Raw genomic sequence first — 26732 nt, 5'->3', positions numbered from 1 at the left:
CTTTTTTCATTAGCGATTATCGATTGTTTCAGGGTATAGATCATGATTCATCATACGATATTCAGCCATTTGCTCATATTTCGTACCAGGGCGACCGTAGTTGCAATATGGATCAATTGAGATACCACCACGTGGTGTAAATTTCCCCCACACTTCAATATAACGTGGGTCCATTAATTTAATTAAATCATTCATAATAACATTCATACAATCTTCATGAAAATCACCATGATTACGGAAACTAAATAAATATAACTTTAAAGATTTACTTTCAACCATTTTTTGTTCTGGAATATAACTAATATAAATCGTTGCGAAATCTGGTTGTCCTGTTTTTGGACATAAGCTTGTAAATTCAGGACAATTGAATTTTACAAAATAATCACGGTTTGGATGATTGTTATCAAATGTCTCTAAAATGTCCGGACTATATTCAAATAAATATTTTGTATTTTGATTTCCAAGTAACGTTACATCTTTTAAATCTTCGTCTAATCTTCCTGCCATTATTTATACGTCCCTTCAATTCAATTAGATTCGTAAGAGTTTCTTATACGCCACGCTTATTTCCCCATACTAACGCATGAAGCTGAGGTAATACTTTTGCATCATTCATCTCTTTACATTGAACAGCTTTTTCGATGAGCCATTCATATTTTTGTAATAAATTCCTAATAAGCATCGCATCGTCCACTGTTTTAGTATCATTATTTCCAACTTGTAAGAAAAATGGTACGTGAGGGTAACGCTCATGTACCTTTATCGCATATTCAAAATCATGATCATCAAACACAACGACTTTTAAACTAAAATCTTTTCCTGCTAATCTTTCAATAACAGAATCTAACATGATAAAATCTGTTTTCATCTGTGAGCTTGGCGGTTTTGGTGAGATGGTTATTTCATCAATGTGAAGCAACCATTCCTGCCACTTACTTCCTTGTGTTTCAATAGCGGTGCGAATTTTCTTTTCTTGTAATAAAGACAGAAAACCAGCTAAATTTTTCAATAGGACTGGATTCCCACCTGAAATGGTTACATGTGAAAAATTTTCTCCACCAATTTCAACAAGTTCACTCCAAATTTCTTCTGGAGTCATTTGTCTAATTTGCTCTTTTGCGGATCCATCCCATGTAAAAGAGGAATCACACCACGTGCAGCTATAGTCACAACCTGCTGTACGAATAAACATCGTCTTCTGCCCGACAACCATTCCTTCGCCTTGAATGGTCGGTCCGAAAATTTCCAAAACAGGAATTTTACTCACCGATCATCCACTCCCGTCTTACTTCTGCATAACTTGTTGGCGTTTCAAATAGACGAACAAATTCAACACGTGCTCCCTTATATTCACGGGCGCGTTCCTCTTTTTTTAGTGCTTCTTCCATCTTTTCATAAATCCAAACGACCATGTTTTCAGCCGTCGTATTCATCGATGGTAAAGTTTCATTTAAATAACGATGATCCAAATAAATTTCTATTTCATTTTTCCAAATTTCTTTTATATCTCCAAAGTCAATAGCAAGTCCAATCTCATTTACATAACCGCTAATTCCAAAAACAACTTTGTATGTGTGACCGTGTAAATTTTTACATTTCCCTTCATAACAGTGCAGATGATGCGCTGCATCAAATGTAAATTCCTTACTTACCATCACTCGTTTATTATGATATTTCAGTTGTTCACGCTGAATGTCCTTATCTATTTTTTGTAAATTTTCTACGATGCGAAATCCAAAAAAATTCTGCTCCATTATACATTCGCTCCTTCGCGTTCTTGTAGGTACGTATCTAAACCTGCTTTACGAAGTTTACAAGCTGGACATTCACCGCAACCATCACCGATTATTCCGTTATAACATGTTAATGTTTTTTCTCTAACAAACTCGAATGCACCAAGTTCATCTGATAACTTCCATGTTTCCGCTTTATCAATCCACATAAGTGGTGTATGAATAACAAATGGATAATCCATAGATAAATTCAAAGTAACGTTTAACGATTTCACAAATACATCACGGCAATCAGGATAACCGCTAAAATCTGTTTCACATACGCCAGTTACAATATGACGTGCTCCAACTTGCTTTGCTAACACAGCTGCAAATGATAAGAATAATAAATTTCGTCCATCTACAAATGTTGATGGTAATTCACCATCTTCATGTGTAATCTCCATATCCGTTCTCGTTAACGCATTTGGAGCAAGTTGATTTAATAGGCTCATATCAAGTACTGTATGTTTAATTCCGAGTTCTTTCGCAATATCAGCTGCACAATCAATTTCCAACTTATGACGCTGGTTATAATTAAACGTCACAGCTTCCACTTCTGCGAACTGCTGCATTGCCCAAAATAAACATGTTGTACTATCCTGGCCACCGCTAAAAACGACAACTGCTTTTTCCTTTTTCATCTCACTCATTCTCCTTCTCTAATACGTATAAGAAGAAAGAACGTTCTTGAACTGTCACAATAAAAAAACAAAACAATACCTAAGGATATTGTTGTTTCCATAGTTTTTTATAGAGGGAGTTCGCGAACCTCTCCCATGTTATACATGGAATTTCTTCTTTCATTGACAACACATATTGTAACATACTGTATCTCTCTCGGGAAAACTTCTGATTTTTCTGTTTTTTGGCGAAATTAAGATTCATTTTCTTGTATTTTAATAGTATGATTATACTTAATTAACACCGTACATATGAAAATCGAAAGGAGGCACAATCCTGAAACTTTTTATTATTTACCTCTTTTTAAATATACTATCGATTCTCGTTATGATGCTCATGTATCACTTATTTTGGAACCAGAAAGGGAAACATTCACCTAAATTAAATTCAACGGTATTTATATTATTTTGTAGCTCAGCTACCATTCTTTGTATTTCATTTGCAGCAAAAATGGACAATGGATTTCAATTTGATATGCGTCATATTGTATTAATTGTTGGCACATTAACAGGAGGACCTATTGCTGGAGGATCAATTTTAGCCGTATTAAACCTATACCGTTTCTTATTAGGAGGCCTTGGGGTTTTCCCATCCATTATCGCTTCTATTTTCCTATATATTATTCTCCTTGCTACATACAAACTCTTTCGGAGAGGAAGTAATCAGGTAAAAGTAATACTCGCTATTTTATATAGTTCTGTATATGTATTTAGTTGGATTCCTTTTTTTCTTGCCGAAGTTCCTAACGCTGAGTATTACCTTCCTCATATTATTGTGTATGAACTATGTACCATTATTGGTACCATTCTTATTCTTTATTTACTAAACGTACTACAATTACAAATTCGCTTACAAGAAGAGCTGATTAACGCTGAAAAATTTCACCTTATTGGAGAAATGGCTGCCTCTATCTCTCATGAGGTTCGCAATCCTTTAACTTCAACAAAAGGTTTTTTACAGCTCCTACAATCCGAAGAATACTCGGAAAAAGATCGAAAATTGTATATAGAAATTGCCATACATGGTATTGAACAAGCAAATCACGTACTTACAGATTACCTAACATTTGCAAAACCAAGTATTGAAAAAGAACAAATTTTACAAATAGAAGATGAATTACTTCATGCAGTATCTCTCATTACTCCGCTCGCTAATCTAACAAATGTCCGAATAGCCTATACAAAACAAAGCAAGGTATTTCATATTGCTGGCGAAAAACAGAAATTTAATCAATGCTTGTTAAACATTTTAAAAAATTGTATTGAAGCCATGCCAAAGGGAGGGGATCTTATTCTCACCTTAACCCCTAACAATAAACAGATACAATTATCCATAAAAGATACCGGTGTTGGCATGAATCCAGAACAAATAAAACGTCTTGGTGCCCCTTTCTATTCAACGAAAGAAAAAGGAACTGGACTCGGCATGATGGTCGTATTCAGCATCGTAAAAGCAATGGGTGGAAAAATCGATATTACAAGTGAAAAAGACATTGGTACAAGTTTCCTATTAACTTTCCCACTCATACAAAAAACGTGATGATCTCATCACGTTTTTTCCGCTTCATCCACAAGTTCTGCGAAAGTCTTTACTTTCCCATGTGGTTTTTGATTTTCTTTTCGTGCCTTCCAACTACGCTCTTGCTCTTTCTTTTTGTGTGACATGCTTTCAACTCCTTTAAATGCTCTCTTTATGTATTATTCCAAAACCAGAGATAAAAATATGCATCAATCTAGTTTCATCTTCCACTGATAATTACTCCTCACAAATCTGGATTATATGAATGATTATCTCCCGCTAGCTTCTTTTCCTGAATCTTGAGGGAAGATTATTGCTCACGAATAACGAAATAAAAGAAGCGAGTTAACTACTGCCTCGCTTCCTTTGTTTATTAAATATAGTTCCCATATGAATGGCAATTTTTCTTTATCTTTGCAAAATCGCATATTTTGCTTCTTTTAACTGTGTAAGGTGGCGCTGTTCATGTAAATCAAGGAACTGAACCCATTGATATAGATTAAGCTCCTGAAACACAGGATGTTTCAATGAATTTTCAAACAATTCTTTTTCGTCTACAATACTATGCAGTGTATGCAATAAATCTGCTCGTGAATGTTCAAGCAGCTGAATTCCTTGTTGTTTTTTCACTAATGTTTCTGTTGGTTGCATTTGTTGAGGAGCTTCTCGTTTGTGTGTTCGATCAAGAGTAAGTTGGAGATCTTTAAGCGGCACTACTTTTTTGTCTTTTTTCTGCAAAGCATACACAAGGGATGATGTAACGGATTGTTCAACTAAATGTAGATGATGCAAAATTTGAATGATACTCCATTTATCACGGCGCGGTTTTACATTCACTTCCGTGTCATTTAACATCTCGATTTCTGATAAGAGTGTGTTTCTTGTAGATTGTAAAGATTGCAGTAAAGTTTCCAAACCAATATTCATATTAGATTGAAGCATAATTCTCCCCCCTCTTTTTTGGTAAAAAGAGGCGCTTCTACTTTAGAAACACCTCTTTGTATAATTCTGAATTTTCTTATATTATCTCATTATTTTGTAAATGTGTCGATTACAAAATAGGCAAAAACGAAGGGTTATTTTTACAATTTTGTGTCATCTACAGCATGTAACCACGCTTGAATCTCATTGATTACTCCCTGAACACATCCATCAGCAAATGGCGATGTTAAATTTGCTACCTCCACTAAATCTAGGAAAGATTTACTTCCTCCTTGCTGACAAAGGTTCACATAGTCTTCCCATGCTTCTTGTCTATTGTCTCTTGCTCGCTTCCAAAATTGCAGCGCACAAATTTGAGCCAATGTATAATCAATATAATAAAAAGGTGAGTTATAAATATGCCCTTGGCGTTGCCAGAAGCCACCACGTTCTAAATAGTCATTATCTTCATAGTCCCGGTGTGGTAAGTACTTTCTTTCAATATTACGCCATGCCGTTTTACGCTCTTCTGGAGATGCTTCTGGATTTTCATATACATAATGTTGATATTCATCAACCGATACACCGTATGGTAAAAATAGAAGAGCTGAACTTAAATGAGAGAAATAATATTTATCCGCATCTTCCTTAAAGAACAGTTTCATCCATGGCCATGTAAAAAATTCCATACTCATGGAATGAATTTCACACGCTTCATACGTTGGCCAATTATACTCTGGGATTTCAAACTTACGGCTCTCATATACTTGAAATGCATGACCCGCTTCGTGTGTTAGCACATCAATATCACCTGATGTTCCATTAAAATTCGAGAAAATAAACGGAGCTTTATAATTTTCAATGTATGTACAATAACCGCCGCCAGCTTTTCCTTTTTTCGCGACTAAATCTAATAATTCATTATCTAACATGAAGTTAAAGAATTCATCAGTTTCATTTGATAATTCTTTGTACATCGTTTTTCCATGATTAATAATCCATTCTGCATCTCCCTTTGGAGTCGGATTGCCTGTTGCATATTCAAAATTCTCATCATAGTAAGCTAGCTTTTCGACACCGATGCGTGCCTTTTGTCTATTTCGTAATTCTGTTGCAACTGGAACGATGTAATCTAATACTTGTTTACGATAATTTGCCACCATTTCCGCATTATAGTCTGTACGATACATTCTTGCGTAACCAAGTTCAACAAAGTTTTGAAAACCAAGTATTTTGGCAATCTTCGTTCTTACTTTTACAAGGTCATCGTAAATACGATCTAACTCTTCTTCGTAATCAGCTAAAAAGCCATAATAAGCTTCACTTGCTCTTTTACGCATATCCCTATTTGTATGTTGCATAAAAGGTCCAAGCTGTGATAGCGTTCTCTCTTCTCCTTCAAAATCAATTTTTGCAGCTGCTAAAAGTTGTGTATATTGCGAAGATAATTTATTTTCCAATTGCAAATCTTTCACAATTTCATCTGAATATGTTTTCAAATCACATTCTGCCAAAGCAAATAACTGTTTTCCATAATAAGCCTCTAATTCATCGCGTAACGGGGAATTTATCAATGCTTTATAGTATTTCGTTGTATAGCCTTGTACAATCGGAGAATATTCATCAAAGAAATCTTGTTCTTCCTTATAAAAAGTATCTGTTGTATCAACAGAGTGACGAATGTAACAAATATTTCCCATTGTACCAAAGTCATTGCGAATCTCATTAATATCATGAATAACTTGCTTTTGCGCTTCTAGTGTTTTTGCATCTTCAAATCGTTTTAAAGCTGCAGTAAATTTTTCTTGTAATTCTTCTGTATTTGGGCGTTTATATTCATAATTCTTAAATGACATGAATAAGTCTCCTCTCAATTATATATACCTTTACTATAATTCCATTTCCTTTTCTAAATCTCCTTTTATTCTTCAACAAAAGCCGTTAGAAACTGTACCATGCTTTCCATACTTTTTGTAGAACAGCAACTCAACTCTATTACTACCTATATAGATACAAAATAGAGTAAAACTTCTCTATTCGTGGGAATTCCCCCCCCTATCTTCTTCCCTTCTCTCCGTCCGTAAATAGCACGACAAACAAAAAAGCCTTTGATCATTTTACATCAAAAACTTTTTTAACATGTTATATACATTCATTTTGATTTTTCAACATATAATTTCCCTGCCTCGCATAACAAAGGATGACCTGCATTCATTTTTCCCTTTTGTTTTCACTTGGCATGGAGCTCCTTCTACGCATGGTTGGACACTCTCTCTCATCAAAAAAGAACAATTTTCTGTTAGTTTTTCATTTGTACTTACATATATCATCTTTCATATTTCCCAACTTTTTTAAGTAAAGATAACAATTCATCCTGCTCCTCATTTGTTAACATTTCAAAGGAATGATGTATAACTTTTTCATGATTCGGAAAAATAGAAGCGATAAATGCTTCTCCTTCTTCTGTTAACTGCGCATATATAACACGGCGATCATTCGGGCATGGAATTCGTTTTACAAGCCCCTTTTTTTCTAATTTATCGACAACATAAGTAATACTACCACTTGCAATTAAGATACGCTCTCCAATTTGTTGAAGTGGCTGGCTTCCTTTATGATAGAGCAATTCCAATACGGCAAACTCAGTTGGATTTAGTCCGTTACTTTGTATTGATTTATTTGTAGTATCCATAACAAAACGGTGCACACGCGATAGTGCAATAAACAATTTTAAAGATTGAGAAATATCTTCTCGCTCATCATTCGATTTCATACGATTTCAACCCTTCACTTAAATTCACAAGAATTCGAGACGATCTATTGAATAAAAAGGTTACCCCGAAAGCAAAATTGGTGGCGATATTTCCCCTTTATCTCCCAGTGATCGCTCAATCACTTCTCAGTTTTACTCTTCCTCCATACTAACAATCACACATTAAATAAAAACATGACAATTTTAACACAGTTTATATATAATGATAATAAAAAAGAAGAAGTAACAACTTTGAACGGGAATTTACGTAGCATAGCTTTTTATATACTACTTGTTATATTACCAACGTTGGGAATCAGTGCGGCTTTCTATGCTTACCACACCTACCAAATGCAAAAAGAAAACAAACAAGCTGCTCATACTGCTTTATTTTTATATAGAGGCTACTTAGATCATATTGGTAAAGCTATTTCCGCATTAGAGATGCTTGCTATAGTCGTAAATATAGAAACAGAAAATACGAACGAAATTCAGCAGATATTACACGACACCGATGAAAAAGACAAGCATTTTTCTGGACTATATTATTTTTACTTGTTCAATATATTTTGCTGAAACGACAAACAAAATTGGAGAGACAACAAAATGAAATACAAAAAGTTGAATTAGTTGGTATTTTCGCAGCTAGTACAGCTCACAAAATCCGTAATCCTCTTACCGGAATGAAAGATCTTGTAACACTTTTAAAGGAAAAATATACGCAAGAACAAGACCAATTTTATTATTTTGTTATTGGACAAGAAATAGAATGTATTAATGAAATTGTTAGCGAATTTATGATTCTCGGCAAACCAACAGCGATTATTAAAAAAGTATGATGTACGAGATATTATCAAAGAGATAGCACTTATTATTCAGTTGGAAGCGAATTTACATAATATTATATTTATCTTGCAGTTACCAGATTATCCTGTTCATATCCGTTGTTCAAAAGATCATATGAAACAAGTGGTTTTAAATATTACAAAAAATGCAATTGAAGCTATGTCATCTGGTGGTACATTAACAATTCAGGTAACCAGTAATAAAGAGCACGCACAATTACACATTATTGACACAGGAAAAGGTATTCCAAAGCATATTCAAAAACACCTCTTTCATCCGTTCTTTACCAATAAAGATACCAGAACAGGTCTTGGTCTTGTCATATGCAAACGAATTATAGAAATGTATAATGGACAAATTGTGCTTGATAGCAAAGAAAATAAAGGAACAACTGTCCATATAAAGCTCCCATTAGTTTCAGCATAATTAACCTTCTCTACAGAGGATAATTATGTTTATTTCATAAAAGCAGTCACAAACATTCTCCAAAAAGCACTTGATTTCCCTTCATATTCTATTTGAAAAAAGGGTATCTTCATAAATGTTAACCATCTTGGTGTTTGTTGTTCTTTATAGCGTTGATACTGCAAAATAAGCTTGTCCAATTCTTGACTCACTTGAATTGTTTCGGTACTGTTTAATCCGTTTGTTAAACCTAAATGAATCATTTCTTCACGTTTCATACGAATATCACGCGAAAGTTTTTCCATTGTGTACTTCCGTTTTGCTGTAAACATCCATATCCCCCTCATTATTCTTCCATACTCTCTACTTCATTTTTACTCCATGCATTTAATCTACAAATGTATATTGCATTTGAATTGGAATACTCAGAAATTTTAACATTTTCTCCCTGTAATTTACAAATCTTTATCCTCACTTTGAGAATTATTACAAATTATTCTATCTTTGTAAATACATTCGCAATAATAGACATTTTTTTTATGTTATTTTTTATAATCAACAGATAAACTCGACTTTTAAATTTTTATTTCACATTACTTCGACATTTTTCTCGTTTAATTTATATAGAAAACGCAAATCATAATTATAGATTTGCGTTCCCATCTTCACAAATAAAACAGCAACCTTATTTTATTAGAAAACAATAAAGTGAAACTTTAATCAGTGAGATTTTCTTCATCCTCCGCCGATGATTAACCCTTACTAATGGAGCTTTTACTGCCAATTCATTAGGTTTCACTAACTAGAAACCTAATGGAGCTTTATTTATAACAAATCACTCAATCAGAAAGGAATTTCTTATATGCGCAAACAAATCATTATTTTTTTCATTTCATTATCTATTGTCATATTTCCTCTTCAAACATATGCTCATACTAATAAAGTTGCCATTGTCATCGATGACTTTGGAAATAATATGAAGGGAACGGAAAGAATGCTATCACTTCCCATACCACTTACTGTAGCCGTTATGCCTTTTCTTCCATCTTCAAAACAAGATGCGGTAGCCGCACACCAAAAAGGACATGAAGTTATTATTCATATGCCAATGGAGCCTATCAAAGGAAAGAAAGAATGGCTCGGCCCTAATGCCATTACAACTAATTTAAGTGATCGTGAAATTGAAAATCGGATTGAACAAGCAATCAAGGAAATACCACATGCAATTGGGATGAACAATCATATGGGCTCTAAAGTAACAGCTGATGAACGAATCATGCGAATCATACTATCAGTATGTAAAAAGCACGGACTTTTTTATTTGGATAGTAAAACCAATCCTAATAGCGTAGTACCAAAAATCGGTAAAGAATTAGGCGTTCCTATTGTAGAAAATCAACTATTCTTTGATGATGTTTATACAGCATCTCACATTACAAAACAAGCACAGTTACTTATACAAAGAATTAAAGAAAAACCCGTAGTAGTTGCAATTGGACATGTCGGTCCTCCTGGGGAAATTACTTCTCGTGTTATTGAATCCTCCATTCCAAAAGTACGTGAACATGCAGACTTTATTTTCTTATCCGACCTTGTACTCTCACCACCACCTGTTTCCAAACAAAAATAGAGAGCAGCTATATAGCTGCTCTCTATTTTTCATACTGCTCTGACCTCCATGTGTCATAAATCTTATATACAATCGACATGACTAACGCGAAATCCTTTTTTCTCTATTTTTGCAATTAATGTTTCTAGTGCTTTGTCGCTTAAATCGTCTGTAATATTTACAATTACACGGCGTATATATCGATCACCATTGTCTAATGTAAATAACCCACCAATATGATAAGACTTGAAGAGTGTTCCTAACTCCTTAATTGTCCCCTTACAATCTTGCGTCGCGATTGTTATTATATAACCGCCTGTTTGCATCCCAAATGAATCTTCAATGACATCAAATATATTAGAATGTGTTAAAATGCCAACAAATTCATTGTACTCATTCAATACAGCTAAAAATGGAAGACGCCTAATTACATAAAAAGCTCGAAAAAAAGAATCCCTTTCAAAAATAAATGCAGATTTATTTTCCACGATATCTTTCACATATATATCGTCTAATCCTTCATTACATTTACGTTCTAAAATATCTACTTTATAAATGATTCCTTTAAATTTCTTCTCATCTTCTGCAAGCACAGGAATCGCTCTATATCCCTGCTCGTTCATAATGTTTAACGCCTGTTCCCCTGAATCATTTTCCTTACAAAATGTCACCTGTTGTTTCAGCAGAAAATGATATTTAACTCGCAAAATACGTTCCTCCTCACATGACGACATGTAATCTATATATAATAAGGAGACCCATATTTTATGAGTGAAATTAATTTTTAAAACGCTTTCATTTATAGGTTTTCGCGTAACGAATTGTTCTTTTTATATAACTGAACTCTTATTTCCTTTAATCATCAATAATTTCACATGATAATTCATTAAATACTCTAACCCCTCTAGCCACTTTTTCGTCTCTTCTGGTGAGTTTCCCCATACAATCATTCCATAGTTATGAACAAGTACAGCACCGCCACCTTCTATAAAATTAGGGACATGATTCTCTAATAAATCAGCAAACTTCTTTTCATTTTCTACAATTGGAATTGTAATCTCTTTAATTCCTTCTTTTCCAAAAACACGTTCTACAGTACGTTTTTCAAATGTCACTTCTCCGTCTTTTCCATATAACTCTGACATTAAATGACTATCTACAGTTTGAACTTGCAAAATACACTCCGCATTACCTTTTTTATAAATATCCGCATGCATAAACGATTCAACTGCTGGTTTTTCATCATTTGCAAATACAGGCTCGCACATACTATTTACTACAATAAAATCTTCTTCTGCAAATAACCCTTTATCTCTTCCTTCAATATTTACTAAAAATGTCAATGGTTCTTGTGATGTCCGCATAGATAAACTAATTTTTGTACCATAAAACCAATCACGAAGAGCTAATTCCATTTTAACATCTCTCAACTCTTTCCACTTCTTTAAAAAAAATAACATTTCGTCACCCCCATGAGAATATCACTTTAGTGGTTCAACCACTTCTATGTAAAAAAGTATTTTTTGATTATTCCAAAAATTTAATTGAATTATCACATGAGAAACTCTTTTTGTCAATATGATTTCTCCATTCCACTTGAAAATTAGGCGCAGATTACACGACAAAAAAGCTCTTTCACAGAGCTTTTTTGTTCACTATTTGAAGCATCTCACTCTTTTCCCGTTCAGTAATAACGCCGAGCTTTTGTAATATATTCGCATACAATATAAGTTTATTATGCAAGCGTTCCGACACCTCTTCCCCTTCTTTCCTTCAGTCAACTTTCTTTCTATTGGTAAATTATATGAAGGAAATTGAAAAATGTGTCCATTTTTTGCACTGATACAAAACTTTTTAAATTCTCTTTCACAACTATATACATCCATTTTGCTTCTTCAACATATAAGTCACTGCTATGAGGAACAAAAAAGTGATCGCTCACCTGGCATGGGGCTAAAAAACGCTTCTATGCATAGCTGAACCCTCTCTCACACCTAAAAGAAGGAGGAATGTCAGTTTTTTAATTTGAATTTATCCCGCATGAATGGACAGGAAGAGCTCGATTGGTCGTGTTAATAATCGATGGGGATGAAGAAAACTCCCACTGATTAAAGTTTCACTTTATATACCCTTCTAGAACGACAAACCTATATTTAACTAATCGTCCAACAAATATTATTTTTTGTAATAAATTCTTCAAAACTATGCGGCATTTTTTTATCGCAAATTATGTGCTCTATATTAGACAAACCAGCAATTCGATAATTTCCTTTTACCCCAAGTTTTGTATGATCACATAAAATAAATGTCTTCTCCGCTAATTGAATCATCGCTTCTGATAACTTAGCTTTTTCCAATTCAAAACTCGAGACCCCAAAGCTAGGTAACAATCCATCACTTGAAATAAATGCCTTATGAAAATGAAACTGACGAATGACTTGCTGCGAAATAGAACCTGATACACGACAATGTTTTGGAGACACCTTTCCTCCAATAAACAATACTTCACCATCAAACATTTTTTTATTTATAGAAGAAATTAATTGAGTTGCAACAGGAAATGAGCTCGTCACGACAGTTAAGTTTTTCCGATGAACGAGATAAGGAACCATTTGGAGTGGCGTACTTCCATCATCGATAACAATTACATCACCATCTTCTACAAAAGTTGCTGCTTTATAGCCGATTCTTTTCTTTTCTTCAATATGTAGCATTTCTCTTTCTAGCATAGGTGGTTCGATACCAGCTCCTGGAAGTTGGACCGCTCCCCCATATACTTTCTTCAATTTCTTTTCCCGATCAAGCTCTTCTAAATATCTTCGAATGGTTTCCGTTGATACTGAAAACTCACTTGCTAACTCTGAAACCTTCACTTTTCCCTTAAACTCTACTTTTTCAAGAATACTACGCTTTCTCTCTTCTCCAACAACAGACATAATTTCACCTCATTTATCTCGCTTATATAGGTAACCAAATCCCAGCTCAAGATTTTGGAATGGAATGCATATAGGAATGGACGAATGAAAGTTTCATTTATACAAAATCATAGTTTTCTTCTACTAGACAAATCTCTTCGTAAATACGGATGCCTCGTTTTTCTAACTCATCAAAATGATTTTTGAATTTCGGAAAACTTCTTCACTGTTTCTCTCTCCTTTTATTTTTCTTATGTACAACTTCAATATAAACACCCAGTGTAAAAGCAATATTAAACCAACATTAATCTTTTGTTTGTTGTTTATTTTTGTGTAATACGTTGCTACTTCAATGTTTTTTCAAATTTTTCTGCCAATAAAAAACATAAAATTTACAAGAAATTAAAAAAAGATTAAAAATCCCACAAAAAAATGAGGCGTTTGTAAAAAACGCCTCATTTTTGCTTACTTTTTTTCGAATTACGATTTGCATATTTCGCTGGGTTTTCATTTTCATACTCTACCGCAAATTCTGCATCTGGCAGACTTTCTTTTGGAGTTTTATTATGATTCATTGCTGCATGTTGTTTTACTTTTCGCTTTACCATCAACAATACCTTCCTTCACTGTAATGACCTATCACTTTCTATCTTAGTTTGAGAAAACTTTCAAAAATTATTGATGGGAAGTGTTAACAAGTACAAAGTAACTTATATAGGGAAACACTATACTTAAACAGGGAATTTATATCGCCTACTATAATAAAAAAGGAACGATTACTTTGAAGAAAAAACAACAAATTGATTCACCCATTTTAGATGAGACACTTCCGCACCAAATGAATTTTCCATCCTTTAAAGGAACTGGAAAACAAATGCAACAACCCTTTATTAATCAATATGATGTTGTAATTGGAGACAGTAAATACAATTCTAAAAATAGCCCACTTAATAATTGGAGCGATGAAGTTGATCCGGCCATTATGGCTGGTAAGGAATGGATTCATCCCACAAATGATATCGGATGGATTTCAGAAGAAAATCAAGACTTGTTACAGAACGAAACAGACAGAACCGAAGATTCATTTATGCATCCTCAATTTGGCATTAACGATTAAAAAACCATTCTACCCTCATAGGTAGAATGGTTTCATGTTATCCAATAATAATTCTCTCTTTCGGATATTTATAGCGAGGCGGTTGTTCCCTTCCACCACTGGCTAAAATAAATGTTAAAATACCAACACGACCAATAAACATAAGAACAATTAACACAAGTTTTCCGACCGTTGTTAAATCAGAAGTTATGCCTGTTGATAATCCAGTCGTTCCAAATGCAGAGCACACTTCAACAATTAAACTCATAAATGGTACATTTTCAGTCATAGACAAAATAAATAACGCCGAAGCACATAATAAAATCCCCATAGTCATAACAACGGACGCTTTTAAAACGTCTTCCTCATGCAATTGTCGTTTGAAAATTCGTACCGTTCTATCACCTTTCGCGAACGTATATAAGGAAAGCATATTCACAGCAAATGTTGTCGTACGTATCCCTCCCCCAACTGAACTTGGAGAAGCACCGATAAACATTAAAACACTCATAAATAAAAGTGTCGGCTGTGACAAGTCCCGTATATCCATTGTTGCTAATCCGCCACTCCTCGTTGTAACGGATTGAAACAGTGTATAAAACACCGTTTCATGCCAAGACTTCCCTACTAAAAATTGATTTCGTTCCAATAAAAAAATAACGATTGTTCCAACAATAACAAGCGAGAAAAATGTTGTGGTAGTTAGCTTTGTAAATAATGAAAAACGAAACAATTGATGTTTTTCCTTACTCAAATACTGTTTTACTTCCATTAGCACAGGAAATCCAATTGCTCCTAAAATAATAAGCAGCATATGAATAATTTGTACAATATAGTCATTTTTATATGGAATAAGCGACTGACCTGTTAAATCAAATCCGCCATTCGTCGTCGCGCTAACAGCGGCAAAAAAACCATGAAAATACGCTTCCTGCCAGGTTGGAAAATAGAGTAAAAACCTTGTACCCAAGAGGAGTGCCCCAATCACTTCTATTGAAACAATCAAAATTAAAATAGACCGCATAAGTTCAACAAGCCCTGATAAATTCCCTTGGTTATGGTCTGCCATAATTAATCGTCTTCGCTGCAAACCTATTTTCTTACCTGTTAACATCCAAACAAATGTACCAAGTGCCATAATTCCTAAACCGCCTAATTGTAATACAAGAGCCAAGGCGATAATGCCCGCTGTATTAAACGTATCTGGAATAGAAACGACGGAAAGTCCTGTAACGCTTACAGCACTAACAGATGTAAATAAAGCATCTATAAACGTCCACTTTACACCTGGTTTAATGAAAAATGGTAAACTTAATAAAATCACCGAAACAATTACGGCTATAAAATAAAATAAAACGATAAGCTGTACCGGACGCAATTTTTGCAAAAATTTCTTTATATCTCTCATCCCATCACTTCGCTACCTTTTTTATCGATTAAACAAAGAAAAATCACCATTTTCTTTCTTTGTAAATAACTGCTGAAATAGTTTTGCGAATACCATTCCATATACAGTCCCATTTCCCCCATACGGTAATGCATAATATAGATTGGAGATTTTTCCATCTTCTTTAAAAATAGGAAGGCCATCATGACTTCCCCCGAATGCAGCAGCCCAATAATATTCAGCTCTTACATTTGAAAGATTAGGAAACATCTCTTGTATAATTTTAGTAAGTAATTCTCGTTTATGCAATAACTTCGTATCACCAAACTTCTGAAGTAGCATCGGTTCATCTAATCCGCCTGCAATAATTCGATTCTTATACGTGCGAAAATATAAATACGGACGAGCCGTTTCCCAAATTAAGGATTGTTCATGCCACCCATTAAAATGCTCTTGTTCATTTGTAACAATTGCATAAGTTGTTTCTACTGTTGTATTTGCTTCTTTTTTCCCAAATAATGTTTCATATCCCGTAGCCATAATTACTGCTTTCGCTATAATTCTCTTACCTGTTTTTGTATAGGAAACTAAATCTTTTTCAACAGGCTTAATATGCATAAGCTCTGTATCTTCAAAAATAGAAGCCCCTAGTTGATTTGCTTTATGTATAAGACCTTGCGTTAATATATAAGGGTTCACTTCTGCATCCTCGTATGTATATAAAGCCGCTGGTTTTGTAAATGAATAATGTTTCTTAACGTCACGTTCTGTAAAATAATCAACGGGAAATCCATAACGTTTTAATGTTTCATACTCTTCTTGTAAAAATGAAATATCTTTATTTTGACTTGCGTAATATAAGCTACTTTTTGGAATGAAACACGGATCCATCTCTAGCTTTGGAACAACTTGTTCTAAAGTTTTCAGCGCCTCATAACAAAGTTGATACGCACGTACTCCTTTTGCTTCGCCAAACGTATGAATCATAGAAGTTAATGACTTATCATGGCTAAATTGAAGCAGACCTGTATTCGCAAGTGTACTTCCATTTGCAATTTTTCGTTTATCAATGAGTACAACATCCATACCTAACAATGTTAAAAAATACGCAATATGAGCACCCGTTTCACCGCTTCCCACAATCAACACATCACATATCATATCATTTTCTAATAGTGGATAACAAGGCATACAAACCCCTTCATTCCAAAACAACTTCCCTAATGTTAGTTTCATCACTATACTCCTAAAGCGAATGTTTTTCCTATTTTTCATCATTTCAAAAAAAAAATTCCAACTAGATTACACTAGTTGGAATTCCTATTGAATGCATCGAAAAGGTACTTCATACATCCACTATAGCGTACCACTTTAATTAGAGCGTTCCTCAAGCCAATCTCCAACTGTAGGATACGTTTGTTTTACAGCCGTTCCACCGTATACGATTGACATATGTCCTGTCGGTAAGCACACATATTGCTTATCTGTACTAGAAATATGGTCTAAGAGCGCCTCTACTTGACATGGCAACGCAATATGATCGCGTTTTGCAGAAATATTTAAGACATTTGCCTTAATATTTTCAAGTTGTACTTTTTGTCCCCGAATTACGAGCTCACCTTTAACCAATTTATTATTTTGATAAAAATCACGAATCCATTGTCGGTATGATTCGCCTGGGAACGGGATACCATCTCCAACCCATTTTTGAACGAGCTTCCAGCTTTCTACAAAGCGTTCATTTTCTGAGCGATCAAGTAAAGCGACATATGGACCAACAAAATTTGTAATCGGCTTTAACATTTTATTTCCAAAATCAATCATTTCCGGTGGAATATTTCCGAATGTATCTACCGCTTTATCTAAGTTAAAATACTTTTCATCTAATAATGGACCATATAATCCTGTTTCAGAGAAATCAAACGGACTTGTCATAAAAATTAAGTTCCGGATCGGCATATGTGGATGAAGCGCCGCATAAATGGATGTTAGCGTACCACCCATGCAATAACCAAGTAAAGAAATCTCGTCCGATTTTGCAGTTCTCATTACCTTTTTAACCGCTTTTGCAATATAATCGAACACGAAATCATCAAATTTCAAATGACTGTCTTCTAACCCAAATGTACCCCAGTCAAGCATATACACGTCAAAACCACGATCTACTAAATATTCTACCAAGCTATTTCCTGGTGTTAAATCCATAATATATGGTTTATTAATTAGCGCATAAATTAATAAAATAGGAACAGAATGTGTTTTTTCCTGCTTTGGAATGTAACGATACAGCTTCGTTTTATTTTTCGTCCAAATAACCTCTTTTGGAGTTAAACCAACTTGTGGCTCTGGTTCACGTAGTAAAACTTCACTCGCTCTTTTAAAACGACGATATGCTTTTCGGTATTCTTCTGGGTATAGTTCCAATTGCTTTTCCCATTCTGTTACGAATGTAGTCATTTTCCTATCTCCTTTTTGATAGATTTCCTTCTTCAAGAAAGAAGTGCACTCCTGCTATGGATATGCACTCTCCTCTTTCTTCATTACATATATAATCCGCCGTTAATATTTAACTGTTGACCAGTGATATACGCTCCATCACGGCACAGGTATACAACACCTTTTGCAATTTCATCAGCTTGTCCAAAACGTTTCTTTGGAATCTTAGAAACGATTTTTTGGCGAACATCTTCTGGTACTTCTGCTACCATTTCTGTATCAATGAATCCTGGGCAAATCGCATTCACCGTTACATTTGTTTTCGCAAGTTCTAGTGCTAATGATTTTGTGAATCCTAGCATACCAGCTTTTGCTGCTGAGTAGTTTGTTTGACCAAATCCACCGGCCTGTCCAATAATAGAAGAAATACTAATGATTCTTCCTTCTTCAGACTCTGTTATGTAAGGAAGTGCCGCACTCGTTGTATTAAATACACTACTTAGGTTCACATCAATTACACGATCCCAGTCTTCACGGTTTAACTTCTTGAAAGTACGATCTCTTGTAATACCAGCGTTATTTACAAGAATATCTACCTTACCAAAATGATTCACAGCTTCATCTACAAGACGCTTCGCATCTTCTAGCTTAGAAACATCCGCCTGAACTGCGTATACATCATGACCTTCTGTTCCTAATTCATTCACTAGATTTTCAGCCGCTTCTTTACTGCTATTATAGTTAATAACAACCTTTGCTCCCTCTTTTGCTAATGCTACTGTAATCGCTTTTCCAATCCCTTTTGCTCCACCTGTTACGATCGCTACTTTACCATTTAATTGAGTCATTTCTTTTCCCCCTTTAAATTTGTGAACGATAATGAATGAATCAAATTGGCACTTATATGAAAAAGTCCCATATATAATATTTTTTCGCCGTTATACTGTCCCAAAAAGAGATTCTCCCTTCCCTTTTTGAAACATGTAAACAAGGCGCTTATTCATCACTTCTTATTTTCTGGTTTCACTGGCGCTTTCACAGGTTCTTGTAAATTTGCTAATACTTCATTTTGTTTTTCAAGTAATTCTAAAATCTTATCTACTTTATTTTCCAATGTACGAATATCTTGTTTCACTTTTGTTACGTCGCGTTTTAACGTAGGAGATTGTCCTATGGATTCTGCTTTTTCTTCCAAAAACTCTTCAATGTTATCAACTTTATTTTCTAAGTTAATAACAAGCGTAGCTACTCTTGCTATATCTTCTTGGGTTGGTATGTTCACTTTTTCTAAATATCCCTTTGTTGCATCATTTAACATCTTCTGATAAAACAAATTCAAATCTAGAACGCTTCCCATCCAAGCAGAATACTCTTCTGTTTTGATTGTTTCATTGAGCGCTTTTCCCCAAAATGTTTCGGTCTGTTCATAAGCTTCTTTCCATGCTTGTAGTGGATCGAATTTTTGATCAATCACTTCTCCTACACTCCTTTATTTGTTTTTGAAACAATTCAACCTATTCACTATTTTCTAATATTCTGAATAAAACTTCAAGTCTGTATTTTATTTTTTATACCTTCCAACAAATGTATTGACATTAAAAACAGATAGGTGTAAATTGCACTTATAAGCAAAAAATTCCATCTAACTGATTCATGAGGTGATGCACAATCATGCTACATAATGAACCAGAACAACAAGAAAATTTGGAAAAAAACCAAGCGAAACAACCAAACTCCATGCCAAAAAACTTCTTAGTTCCCTTCTTACTTCTCTGTCTAAAAGACTGGAGTCTTCACGGCTACAAACTGATTCAAATGTTAATGGACATCGGCTTTTCTTCTGTTGACCAAGGTAATGTTTATCGAACCTTACGCAAGTTAGAAAAAGAAAATCTTATTTCTTCTACTTGGGATACAAGTGACGGAGGGCCAGCAAAACGAATCTATTCTTTAACAGAATATGGAGAGCAATATTTAGCAACATGCGCGACCTCTTTTGAGCATTATCAGAATATGCTACGAACATTCTTCACGTTATACACCAATGCATTCTTTCCATTTTCTACTTCTCCAGAAAAGGATGAAAAAAAATCTTCATCTTCACCTGGTGGTACAGCAGAATAATCTGCGTTCACAATATGCAAAAAAATATTTGGAGGTCAAACCATGGAAACTAAACCTTACGAACTGGTCGATGCATTTTGGAAAAATTGGTCGCATTCTCTTTCCCTTTTCTCTTCAGCAGGGAAACAATTAGAGCAACTTACTTTAGAAACGTTAAAACAACAGCAGGATGCTTTGCATAAATTAACAGCAGGAGTAGATGAACTTGAAAAAGAACTACAACAATTCACTACTCAATATAATAGTCAATATACAGAATATGTGAAACAATTCACAGGTAACTCCTTAAATGAACAAATTAACGAATGGCAAGAAAAATGGAATGAACTTTCTAATCATATTCACCAACTTACTGTGTCCCCAACAAAAACATCTTTGTCAATTCTTACTCAAACAAGCGGCCAGTTTGAAGAAACAACAAAACAATTCATTGAACAACAACAACTTCAACGTGATGAGGTTCAAAAACAATTAGAAGGTTTTTTGGAGGAGTTCAAATCTACTCAACTGGAACTCGTAAAAAAGTTCGAGGAAAACTCAAAAAATCTATTTACTTCCATCAAGTAAGGAAAATGTGGAAGCTTACCGCAGAACAAACCAAACTCTTTCTTCCTCCCATTACATCAAGATGGCTTACATTTTTCGGTATGGAAAAGAAGGAGGAAAAAATGAATCCATTTCAAGAAGCGCAGTCTGTTCCAGAGCTTCATTATGATGAGATTCAAGTTGGCGATCAAGCATCATTAGTAACAACGATTACCGATGAAGACATTATTAATTTTGCAAAATTGACCGGTGATGTAAATCCCATTCATATTCTGGACTCTTTTGCAAAGACGACAATGTTTAAAGAAAGAATTGCACACGGCATGCTTGTTTCAGGGTATATCTCTACCGTTCTTGGAACAAAGTTACCAGGAAAAAATACAATTTATTTATCACAAAATGTATCATTTCGTGCACCTGTAAAAATTGGTGATACCTTACGCGTAGTCGCAGAAGTGATCAAAAAACGTGATGATAAAAAAATTATTACATTGCAAACAAATGTATATAATCAATTGAATGACATAGTTGTCGAAGGTACAGCAACCATAATGAAAAAAGAGTAGCAAATACGCTACTCTTTTTTCATATCCAATAACTTCTAATCGCACCGATTACTTCCGTGTATGTCCAAACCCATAACACATACACTAACGATACCAGTTTATACAGTAGGCTTGTATCAGAAAAATAGTCCTTAACAAATAAACTGGAATATAAGTTAGGATGTGTTATTGATGGTTAAAACAAATAAATTACTTGTTCCTGGTGCTGAGCAAGCATTAGAACAATTTAAATATGAAATTGCTCAAGAATTCGGTGTAAGTTTAGGTTCTAATACAGCATCTCGTTCTAATGGATCTGTTGGTGGCGAAGTAACAAAACGTCTCGTTTCCTTAGCACAACAGCAATTACGTGGATAATTCTATATAACATTGATTTAGAGGCAGATATATTCTGCCTCTTTTCCTTTTCAACATACATTCTAATCCTTTTTGACATACTACAAAGAGAAAGCCGAAAGGAAAGGTATATGATATGAAGCGGATTAATATTAAAATGAGTCCTCCCCGTGTACTTACGTTATCATTTATTGCACTATCCATTATCGGAACATGCCTATTAAAGCTACCTATTTCCACTACAACTTCAATTTCTTGGCTAGATGCCTTATTTACAACTGTTTCTGCGTTTACAGTTACAGGGCTCGGCGTTGTTGACACCGGAAAAGTATTCACCTTGTTTGGTCAACTTGTCATTTTAACACTCATACAAGTTGGCGGCCTTGGCATTATGAGCTTTGCCATATTAATCGCCATTATGCTCGGAAGAAAAATCGGCCTCCAAAATCGAATTTTACTACAACAAGCATTAAACCAAACAAACATTGGAGGAGTGATCCGTCTCGCGAAATCATTGTTTTTATTTTCTTTTACAGTTGAATGTTTTGCTACCCTTCTTCTTGCTTTTGAATGGATTCCAAAATACGGATTGTTTTACGGGCTATATTATAGCTTTTTTCATGCTATTTCGGCATTTAACAACGCCGGATTTTCTATTTGGACTGATAATTTAATGTCTCACTCTCATAGTATACTCGTGAACATAGTAATTTCTTCTCTCATTATTTTAGGAGGAATCGGTTTCACAGTCATAGTGGATATAAAGCGAAAACGAAACTTTAAAAACCTTACGTTACACTCTAAACTTATGCTCTCATCTACTCTTATTATAAATGTAGCTGCTACAATTTTAATTTTTATATTTGAATTTCATAATCCAAATTCTATGAAAGGATTTACACCGTTTGAAGAAGGACTAGCAGCCTATTTCCAAGCTGTTTCCACGCGCACAGCTGGATTTAATACTGTAGACATAGCGCAATTAACAAAACCATCTCTTTTATTGATGATGTTACTCATGTTCATTGGAGCTGGCAGTGCTTCAACAGGCGGAGGAATTAAATTAACAACCTTTTTAATTATGTTATTAGGAGTTCTTAAATTTTTACAAGAGCAAGATGACATTGTCATCTTTAAAAAATCAATCAAAGATGCTTTGATTGTAAAATCACTCGCCATTGTAGTCATTTCAATCTCATGTATTTTCTTTGCCATATTAATTTTAAGTATCACCGAACAAGTTCCTCTCTTAATGAGTGCCTTTGAAGTATTTTCAGCATTTGGGACTGTTGGTCTGAGTATGGGGCTCACCTCAAAACTTACAATAATAGGGAAACTAACTATAATTTTTATGATGTTTTTTGGGAAAATGGGCCCTTTAACATTAGCATTTTCTTTTGCACGTAAAAACCAAAAAAAGATAAAATATCCAAACGAAGACATTTTAACAGGTTGACAAACATTTACATCATCCATATAATAAAAATATAATAGCATATCTCCAAAGGGGAGTAGCGTCCAAGAACTTATTCTTGGAAACAAAGTCGTCATTACGTAGAACTTAGTTCTTCCGGCTTTGTTGGCATTTTCATTACATATGTCTAGCAAGACCTTTGCCTATTAGCGGCAGAGGTCTTTTTTGCATTTTTTCCAGATTCTTCTACCGTTGATAGGTGGGAGTATGGGGAAACTAAACAATGGGGAATTTCTTCACTTGTTTAGGATTTATACAAATGAGAGGAGAATGTACATGGATGTATCATTATTATTGGAGTATGGTTGGGTATTGCTTATTTTAATTGTACTAGAAGGAATTTTAGCTGCTGATAATGCACTAGTTCTTGCCATCATGGTAAAACATTTACCAGAAGAAAAACGAAAAAAAGCATTATTTTACGGATTAGCAGGAGCTTTCGTGTTCCGTTTTGGATCATTGTTTATGATTTCTTTCTTAGTCGACGTATGGCAAGTACAAGCAATCGGTGCGATTTACTTAATGTTTATCGCTGGTAACCATTTATTTAAAACGTATGTCAAAAAGAATACACATGAAGAAACACAAGAAAAAGAAACAAAGAAAAAACAAGAAAACTTTTGGTGGACGGTATTTAAAGTTGAAGTGGCTGACATTGCATTTGCAGTTGACTCTATTTTAGCCGCTGTTGCGTTAGCGGTGACTTTACCAAAAACAGGTCTTGGTACAATTGGTAGCCTTGATACAGGACAATTCCTTGTTATTTTTACAGGTGGGCTCATTGGTTTAATCATTATGCGATTTGCAGCATCAGCTTTCGTACAATTATTAAAACGCAAACCTGGCTTAGAAACTGCAGCTTTCTTAATCGTTGGTTGGGTTGGTGTTAAATTAGCTGTTTATACATTAGCTCACCCTGCTTTAGGTGTTATTCCACATAGTTTTCCAGAGTCTACCCCATGGAAATTAGGTTTCTGGGTTGTATTAATCGGAATCGCAGCTGGCGGTTGGTTTTTCTCAAAAGATACGAGTGTCCAAACTACACAAAAGAATTTGGATGAAAAAGCGCTGTAACAACAGCGCTTTTTCATTTATCTCACACGAAATAGACTCCCAAAAAATAGATGGAGGACAACTAATCCATCGGCCATCTTTGAAAAGTAAAACTCCAATGATAAAAATTTTCCATTCCCCCTCTATTTTTACAAACATATGATATTATACTATAATTTGTTAGCGCTTTCATTTGGAAGGTATGTCCTTTTTGTGAAACATTGAACAAACTTATTGAAACTAAGCGTAAATACGTGTACCTTATTCATATGAAGAGTACTTACAGACAATGCACTAAAGGAGCGTATTACTTATGCTAGAACAAGGATTAGCTTACGTTGTACAACTTGCGCAGAAAAAGAAACAAATGTTGGATGTAAATCCTATGCAATATTTCATTCGTGCTGCACTAGCTGGCGTCTATATTGGTTTTATTATTGTACTATGTTTTAAATTAGGAAATTTCTTCAATGTTGTACATTCACCCGCAACATATTTAACATCTTCTATGTTTTTTGGAATTGCACTTATATTAATTATATATGGTGGAGCTGAATTATTCACAGGAAATACAATGTATTTTACAGTCTCAACTCTACGAAAAAAAACAACAATTCGCGATACACTTCGTAATTGGGTTGCTTGTTATGCAGGTAACTTAGTAGGTGCAGTATTTTTTGCATTGTTATTTTATGCAACTGGTATTTTCCAATCAATCGATCATGGACATTTGATGAGTACAGTCGTTGCAGGAAAAATGGGAACACCTACAATGCAATTATTTTTCAAAGCGATTTTATGTAACTGGCTTGTGTGCCTTGCATGTTTTCTTCCTTCTCAAGTAAAAGGGGATACAGCAAAAATACTTATGATAATGTTTCTTGTCTTTACTTTCTTCTTATCTGGTTATGAACATAGCATCGCAAACTTATCATTATTCGCATTATCTTTAGTATCACCACATCCAGATACAATTTCTTTCGCTGGTGCTATCCATAACTTAATTCCAGTTACAATCGGTAACATTGTTGGTGGATCTGTATTCGTTGGTATGGTATATCATTATTTAACTCAAAAAAATCCAGAACCTAACATAGTAGAAGACAACCTAGAAACAGTTCAACAAGAAGAGATCCTTCCTTTACAAGCACATATGAAACATTAAGAAAAAAGTTCCTCGGGTTTCCTTGGAACTTTTTAACTTCCAGTACATTTCACTTGTATACTTGAAGAAATATCTCCCGCTTCTTTTCCTTTATTTATCCGCTCTAACATGTACTGCATACCAATTGAATCATTTGTATGTAAATGAATTTCCTTTACATGAAGACCTTCCATGCAAAAAACTTCTAAAAAATCCAAACCATTTTTCTGACGCCATCCCATATTGTAGTCGAGAGATAAAAGGCTCACATCATATTCTCTAACAATTTTCAAAGCAGCTTCTACCGTTGTTACTAAAACATACCCGAAAGGACTAGGTCTTTGATCATCCATATACACGTTCATTTTCTCCTTCTCCTTTCACCCGCTATTTATACCCCGCTGATTACGTTTTCACTTTATCTCCAATATATCATAGCCAAATAACATACTGTTCCAAGTGCAATAAACGGTCCAAATGGCAATGGCTGTCTTGGTGTTATACGCTTTAGCAAGATACCCATTCCAAAAAAGCAAAGGCTTAAAATAGAAGCAAAACAAAGCGTAATACAAATTGCCTTCGCCCCTATTATAAATCCAAGTAGCGAAAGTAATTTCACATCGCCTCCTCCAAGTCCATTCGGAAATATGATTTGAACGAAATATAATACAATAAATATCGTTCCTCCGCCTATTAAGCTATCCCACCAAGGAACGAGCGAAATAAAAATATGCTCTATTAAAAATAAACACGTAAAACAGACTAAAACCACATCTGGAATCAACATATAGAATAAATCTGTCATCGTAATAATAATAAGTAAAGAAAGTAACGTCCATATAAGAATTAGTTCTTCATCCATTCCAATTACGCACGCAGAAAAAAGAAATGCTACCCCTGTTATCCCCTCAAACAATGTATACGTAAAGGGTATTTTCATTTTACAATGAAAGCAGCAACCTCTTTGCAAACAAAATGAAATAATTGGAATAAGTTCTTTCGCCCCTAGCGTATGGTGACAATAGTGACAATAAGAACGAGGAGCAATAATCGATTGTCCAATAGGAATACGCACTGCTACAACCGTATAAAAAGAACCGAGCACCGTTCCAATTAAAAAAGCATATAAATAAAATGTCATATCAGCC

At 34.5% G+C, this 26732-nt stretch carries 30 protein-coding genes, 1 pseudogene and 2 riboswitches; of the genes and pseudogenes, 11 read left to right on the top strand and 20 right to left on the bottom strand.

Annotated elements, in window-relative coordinates; all coding sequences use genetic code 11:
• Window positions 1–9 precede the first annotated feature (9 nt).
• The 4 genes from queF to queC are packed head-to-tail and all read right to left on the bottom strand — an operon-like array spanning window position 10 to window position 2416.
• Window positions 10–507, bottom strand: coding sequence for a preQ(1) synthase (gene queF / locus QRY57_RS08455; RefSeq protein ID WP_026591356.1), 498 nt, complete (start codon window positions 505–507; stop codon window positions 10–12).
• A 43-nt stretch (window positions 508–550) separates the two neighbouring features.
• The gene (gene queE, locus QRY57_RS08450) at window positions 551–1267 is read right to left on the bottom strand and encodes a 7-carboxy-7-deazaguanine synthase QueE (protein WP_098302179.1); all 717 of its coding nucleotides are present in this window, start codon (window positions 1265–1267) and stop codon (window positions 551–553) included.
• Window positions 1260–1754 carry a 6-carboxytetrahydropterin synthase QueD gene (queD, locus tag QRY57_RS08445; protein WP_286017181.1) on the bottom strand — a complete coding sequence of 165 codons (495 nt, stop codon included), beginning with the start codon at window positions 1752–1754 and terminating at the stop codon, window positions 1260–1262. The genes queE and queD overlap by 8 nt, the downstream gene beginning before the upstream one ends.
• Complete coding sequence (gene queC, locus QRY57_RS08440; RefSeq protein WP_026591359.1) at window positions 1754–2416, bottom strand: 7-cyano-7-deazaguanine synthase QueC; 663 nt, start codon at window positions 2414–2416, stop codon at window positions 1754–1756. Before queC ends, queD begins: the two co-directional genes overlap by 1 nt.
• Before the next feature lie 93 nt (window positions 2417–2509).
• Window positions 2510–2553, bottom strand: a riboswitch (PreQ1 riboswitch).
• A gap of 233 nt (window positions 2554–2786) precedes the next feature.
• Here queC and QRY57_RS08435 point away from each other — a divergent pair.
• On the top strand, window positions 2787–3995 hold the full coding sequence (locus tag QRY57_RS08435; RefSeq protein ID WP_286017824.1) for an ATP-binding protein: 1209 nt from the start codon (window positions 2787–2789) through the stop codon (window positions 3993–3995).
• An 8-nt stretch (window positions 3996–4003) separates the two neighbouring features.
• Here the strand turns inward: QRY57_RS08435 and QRY57_RS08430 are convergent, their stop codons facing one another.
• From QRY57_RS08430 to QRY57_RS08415, 4 genes are all read right to left on the bottom strand, one after another.
• A complete protein-coding gene (locus tag QRY57_RS08430; RefSeq protein WP_026591361.1) occupies window positions 4004–4120 on the bottom strand; it encodes a DUF6254 family protein in 117 nt (38 codons plus the stop codon).
• 262 nt (window positions 4121–4382) lie between these two features.
• Entirely contained in the window at window positions 4383–4916 is a 534-nt protein-coding gene (locus QRY57_RS08425) for a DinB family protein (RefSeq protein WP_090690889.1), read from the bottom strand.
• A 140-nt stretch (window positions 4917–5056) separates the two neighbouring features.
• Window positions 5057–6751, bottom strand: coding sequence for a M3 family oligoendopeptidase (locus QRY57_RS08420; protein ID WP_286017180.1), 1695 nt, complete (start codon window positions 6749–6751; stop codon window positions 5057–5059).
• Between the two features lie 470 nt (window positions 6752–7221).
• Window positions 7222–7668 (bottom strand): MarR family winged helix-turn-helix transcriptional regulator, encoded by a 447-nt coding sequence (locus tag QRY57_RS08415; protein ID WP_026591364.1) that lies wholly within the window; start codon window positions 7666–7668, stop codon window positions 7222–7224.
• A 231-nt stretch (window positions 7669–7899) separates the two neighbouring features.
• On the opposite strand from QRY57_RS08415, the pseudogene QRY57_RS08410 reads away from it, so the two are divergent.
• A pseudogene (locus QRY57_RS08410) lies at window positions 7900–8919 on the top strand (ATP-binding protein).
• Between the two features lie 29 nt (window positions 8920–8948).
• On the opposite strand, the gene QRY57_RS08405 reads toward QRY57_RS08410, so the two are convergent.
• Window positions 8949–9230, bottom strand: coding sequence for an aspartyl-phosphate phosphatase Spo0E family protein (locus tag QRY57_RS08405; protein WP_026591368.1), 282 nt, complete (start codon window positions 9228–9230; stop codon window positions 8949–8951).
• A 530-nt stretch (window positions 9231–9760) separates the two neighbouring features.
• Here QRY57_RS08405 and QRY57_RS08400 point away from each other — a divergent pair.
• Complete coding sequence (locus QRY57_RS08400) at window positions 9761–10528, top strand: divergent polysaccharide deacetylase family protein (protein WP_208016742.1); 768 nt, start codon at window positions 9761–9763, stop codon at window positions 10526–10528.
• A 62-nt stretch (window positions 10529–10590) separates the two neighbouring features.
• Here QRY57_RS08400 and cbpA read toward each other — a convergent pair whose 3' ends face one another.
• From cbpA to QRY57_RS08380, 4 genes are all read right to left on the bottom strand, one after another.
• Window positions 10591–11214 (bottom strand): cyclic di-AMP binding protein CbpA, encoded by a 624-nt coding sequence (cbpA, locus tag QRY57_RS08395; RefSeq protein WP_208016741.1) that lies wholly within the window; start codon window positions 11212–11214, stop codon window positions 10591–10593.
• Between the two features lie 123 nt (window positions 11215–11337).
• Complete coding sequence (locus tag QRY57_RS08390; RefSeq protein WP_208016740.1) at window positions 11338–11967, bottom strand: class II aldolase/adducin family protein; 630 nt, start codon at window positions 11965–11967, stop codon at window positions 11338–11340.
• Window positions 11968–12660: 693 nt separating this feature from the next.
• Window positions 12661–13443: a DeoR/GlpR family DNA-binding transcription regulator gene (locus QRY57_RS08385; protein ID WP_286017179.1), complete on the bottom strand. Its 783-nt coding sequence runs from the start codon at window positions 13441–13443 to the stop codon at window positions 12661–12663.
• 434 nt (window positions 13444–13877) lie between these two features.
• Window positions 13878–14030, bottom strand: a complete 153-nt coding sequence (locus QRY57_RS08380) for a protein YkzP (RefSeq protein ID WP_026591373.1) — start codon at window positions 14028–14030, stop codon at window positions 13878–13880.
• A gap of 173 nt (window positions 14031–14203) precedes the next feature.
• Here QRY57_RS08380 and QRY57_RS08375 point away from each other — a divergent pair, with 173 nt between their 5' ends.
• Window positions 14204–14539, top strand: coding sequence for a DUF3905 domain-containing protein (locus tag QRY57_RS08375; RefSeq protein ID WP_026591374.1), 336 nt, complete (start codon window positions 14204–14206; stop codon window positions 14537–14539).
• Window positions 14540–14576: 37 nt separating this feature from the next.
• Here QRY57_RS08375 and QRY57_RS08370 read toward each other — a convergent pair whose 3' ends face one another.
• From QRY57_RS08370 to phaR, 5 genes are all read right to left on the bottom strand, one after another.
• Entirely contained in the window at window positions 14577–15926 is a 1350-nt protein-coding gene (locus QRY57_RS08370; protein WP_026591375.1) for a TrkH family potassium uptake protein, read from the bottom strand.
• A gap of 21 nt (window positions 15927–15947) precedes the next feature.
• A complete protein-coding gene (locus QRY57_RS08365) occupies window positions 15948–17141 on the bottom strand; it encodes an NAD(P)/FAD-dependent oxidoreductase (RefSeq protein ID WP_286017178.1) in 1194 nt (397 codons plus the stop codon).
• Window positions 17142–17276: 135 nt separating this feature from the next.
• The gene (gene phaC / locus QRY57_RS08360; RefSeq protein WP_026591377.1) at window positions 17277–18362 is read right to left on the bottom strand and encodes a class III poly(R)-hydroxyalkanoic acid synthase subunit PhaC; all 1086 of its coding nucleotides are present in this window, start codon (window positions 18360–18362) and stop codon (window positions 17277–17279) included.
• Window positions 18363–18445: 83 nt separating this feature from the next.
• Window positions 18446–19189, bottom strand: a complete 744-nt coding sequence (locus QRY57_RS08355) for an acetoacetyl-CoA reductase (RefSeq protein WP_017152700.1) — start codon at window positions 19187–19189, stop codon at window positions 18446–18448.
• 155 nt (window positions 19190–19344) lie between these two features.
• Window positions 19345–19815 (bottom strand): polyhydroxyalkanoic acid synthase subunit PhaR, encoded by a 471-nt coding sequence (gene phaR, locus QRY57_RS08350; RefSeq protein ID WP_026591379.1) that lies wholly within the window; start codon window positions 19813–19815, stop codon window positions 19345–19347.
• Between the two features lie 197 nt (window positions 19816–20012).
• Between phaR and phaQ the strand changes: the two genes are divergently transcribed.
• The 7 genes from phaQ (at window position 20013) to QRY57_RS08315 (ending at window position 25605) form a co-directional block, all read left to right on the top strand.
• The gene (gene phaQ / locus QRY57_RS08345) at window positions 20013–20465 is read left to right on the top strand and encodes a poly-beta-hydroxybutyrate-responsive repressor (protein WP_026591380.1); all 453 of its coding nucleotides are present in this window, start codon (window positions 20013–20015) and stop codon (window positions 20463–20465) included.
• 42 nt (window positions 20466–20507) lie between these two features.
• Window positions 20508–21032 carry a polyhydroxyalkanoic acid inclusion protein PhaP gene (gene phaP / locus QRY57_RS08340; RefSeq protein ID WP_026591381.1) on the top strand — a complete coding sequence of 175 codons (525 nt, stop codon included), beginning with the start codon at window positions 20508–20510 and terminating at the stop codon, window positions 21030–21032.
• Window positions 21033–21133: 101 nt separating this feature from the next.
• Complete coding sequence (locus QRY57_RS08335) at window positions 21134–21577, top strand: MaoC family dehydratase (protein ID WP_026591382.1); 444 nt, start codon at window positions 21134–21136, stop codon at window positions 21575–21577.
• A 171-nt stretch (window positions 21578–21748) separates the two neighbouring features.
• The gene (locus QRY57_RS08330) at window positions 21749–21934 is read left to right on the top strand and encodes an alpha/beta-type small acid-soluble spore protein (RefSeq protein WP_000241213.1); all 186 of its coding nucleotides are present in this window, start codon (window positions 21749–21751) and stop codon (window positions 21932–21934) included.
• 115 nt (window positions 21935–22049) lie between these two features.
• Entirely contained in the window at window positions 22050–23369 is a 1320-nt protein-coding gene (locus QRY57_RS08325; protein ID WP_286017177.1) for a TrkH family potassium uptake protein, read from the top strand.
• Window positions 23370–23407: 38 nt separating this feature from the next.
• Window positions 23408–23581: riboswitch (yybP-ykoY riboswitch) on the top strand.
• 82 nt (window positions 23582–23663) lie between these two features.
• Window positions 23664–24461: a TerC family protein gene (locus QRY57_RS08320; protein ID WP_286017176.1), complete on the top strand. Its 798-nt coding sequence runs from the start codon at window positions 23664–23666 to the stop codon at window positions 24459–24461.
• 292 nt (window positions 24462–24753) lie between these two features.
• A complete protein-coding gene (locus QRY57_RS08315) occupies window positions 24754–25605 on the top strand; it encodes a formate/nitrite transporter family protein (RefSeq protein WP_090690862.1) in 852 nt (283 codons plus the stop codon).
• 32 nt (window positions 25606–25637) lie between these two features.
• On the opposite strand, the gene QRY57_RS08310 is transcribed toward QRY57_RS08315, so the two are convergent.
• Both QRY57_RS08310 and QRY57_RS08305 read right to left on the bottom strand, forming a co-directional pair.
• Complete coding sequence (locus QRY57_RS08310) at window positions 25638–25949, bottom strand: cyclic-phosphate processing receiver domain-containing protein (protein ID WP_208016735.1); 312 nt, start codon at window positions 25947–25949, stop codon at window positions 25638–25640.
• A gap of 53 nt (window positions 25950–26002) precedes the next feature.
• Entirely contained in the window at window positions 26003–26725 is a 723-nt protein-coding gene (locus QRY57_RS08305) for a prepilin peptidase (protein WP_286017175.1), read from the bottom strand.
• Window positions 26726–26732: the final 7 nt, after the last annotated feature.

This window comes from Bacillus arachidis, from assembly GCF_030285945.1.
Taxonomy (GTDB): Bacteria; Bacillota; Bacilli; order Bacillales; family Bacillaceae_G; genus Bacillus_A; species Bacillus_A arachidis.
The sequence above is the reverse complement of the archived record's forward strand: the minus strand, read 5'-3'. Positions and strand labels throughout refer to the sequence as shown.

Coding starts and splice junctions, on each gene's coding strand:
- queF (WP_026591356.1), bottom strand. CDS start 507: ATGGCAGGAAGATTAGACGAAGATTTAAAAGATGTAACGTTACTTGGA.
- queD (WP_286017181.1), bottom strand. CDS start 1,754: ATGGAGCAGAATTTTTTTGGATTTCGCATCGTAGAAAATTTACAAAAA.
- queC (WP_026591359.1), bottom strand. CDS start 2,416: ATGAAAAAGGAAAAAGCAGTTGTCGTTTTTAGCGGTGGCCAGGATAGT.
- QRY57_RS08435 (WP_286017824.1), top strand. CDS start 2,787: ATGCTCATGTATCACTTATTTTGGAACCAGAAAGGGAAACATTCACCT.
- QRY57_RS08430 (WP_026591361.1), bottom strand. CDS start 4,120: ATGTCACACAAAAAGAAAGAGCAAGAGCGTAGTTGGAAGGCACGAAAA.
- QRY57_RS08425 (WP_090690889.1), bottom strand. CDS start 4,916: ATGCTTCAATCTAATATGAATATTGGTTTGGAAACTTTACTGCAATCT.
- QRY57_RS08420 (WP_286017180.1), bottom strand. CDS start 6,751: ATGTCATTTAAGAATTATGAATATAAACGCCCAAATACAGAAGAATTA.
- QRY57_RS08415 (WP_026591364.1), bottom strand. CDS start 7,668: ATGAAATCGAATGATGAGCGAGAAGATATTTCTCAATCTTTAAAATTG.
- QRY57_RS08405 (WP_026591368.1), bottom strand. CDS start 9,230: ATGTTTACAGCAAAACGGAAGTACACAATGGAAAAACTTTCGCGTGAT.
- QRY57_RS08400 (WP_208016742.1), top strand. CDS start 9,761: ATGCGCAAACAAATCATTATTTTTTTCATTTCATTATCTATTGTCATA.
- QRY57_RS08390 (WP_208016740.1), bottom strand. CDS start 11,967: ATGTTATTTTTTTTAAAGAAGTGGAAAGAGTTGAGAGATGTTAAAATG.
- QRY57_RS08385 (WP_286017179.1), bottom strand. CDS start 13,443: ATGTCTGTTGTTGGAGAAGAGAGAAAGCGTAGTATTCTTGAAAAAGTA.
- QRY57_RS08380 (WP_026591373.1), bottom strand. CDS start 14,030: ATGGTAAAGCGAAAAGTAAAACAACATGCAGCAATGAATCATAATAAA.
- QRY57_RS08370 (WP_026591375.1), bottom strand. CDS start 15,926: ATGAGAGATATAAAGAAATTTTTGCAAAAATTGCGTCCGGTACAGCTT.
- QRY57_RS08365 (WP_286017178.1), bottom strand. CDS start 17,141: ATGAAACTAACATTAGGGAAGTTGTTTTGGAATGAAGGGGTTTGTATG.
- phaC (WP_026591377.1), bottom strand. CDS start 18,362: ATGACTACATTCGTAACAGAATGGGAAAAGCAATTGGAACTATACCCA.
- QRY57_RS08355 (WP_017152700.1), bottom strand. CDS start 19,189: ATGACTCAATTAAATGGTAAAGTAGCGATCGTAACAGGTGGAGCAAAA.
- phaQ (WP_026591380.1), top strand. CDS start 20,013: ATGCTACATAATGAACCAGAACAACAAGAAAATTTGGAAAAAAACCAA.
- phaP (WP_026591381.1), top strand. CDS start 20,508: ATGGAAACTAAACCTTACGAACTGGTCGATGCATTTTGGAAAAATTGG.
- QRY57_RS08335 (WP_026591382.1), top strand. CDS start 21,134: ATGAATCCATTTCAAGAAGCGCAGTCTGTTCCAGAGCTTCATTATGAT.
- QRY57_RS08330 (WP_000241213.1), top strand. CDS start 21,749: ATGGTTAAAACAAATAAATTACTTGTTCCTGGTGCTGAGCAAGCATTA.
- QRY57_RS08325 (WP_286017177.1), top strand. CDS start 22,050: ATGAAGCGGATTAATATTAAAATGAGTCCTCCCCGTGTACTTACGTTA.
- QRY57_RS08320 (WP_286017176.1), top strand. CDS start 23,664: ATGGATGTATCATTATTATTGGAGTATGGTTGGGTATTGCTTATTTTA.
- QRY57_RS08315 (WP_090690862.1), top strand. CDS start 24,754: ATGCTAGAACAAGGATTAGCTTACGTTGTACAACTTGCGCAGAAAAAG.
- QRY57_RS08310 (WP_208016735.1), bottom strand. CDS start 25,949: ATGAACGTGTATATGGATGATCAAAGACCTAGTCCTTTCGGGTATGTT.
- QRY57_RS08305 (WP_286017175.1), bottom strand. CDS start 26,725: ATGACATTTTATTTATATGCTTTTTTAATTGGAACGGTGCTCGGTTCT.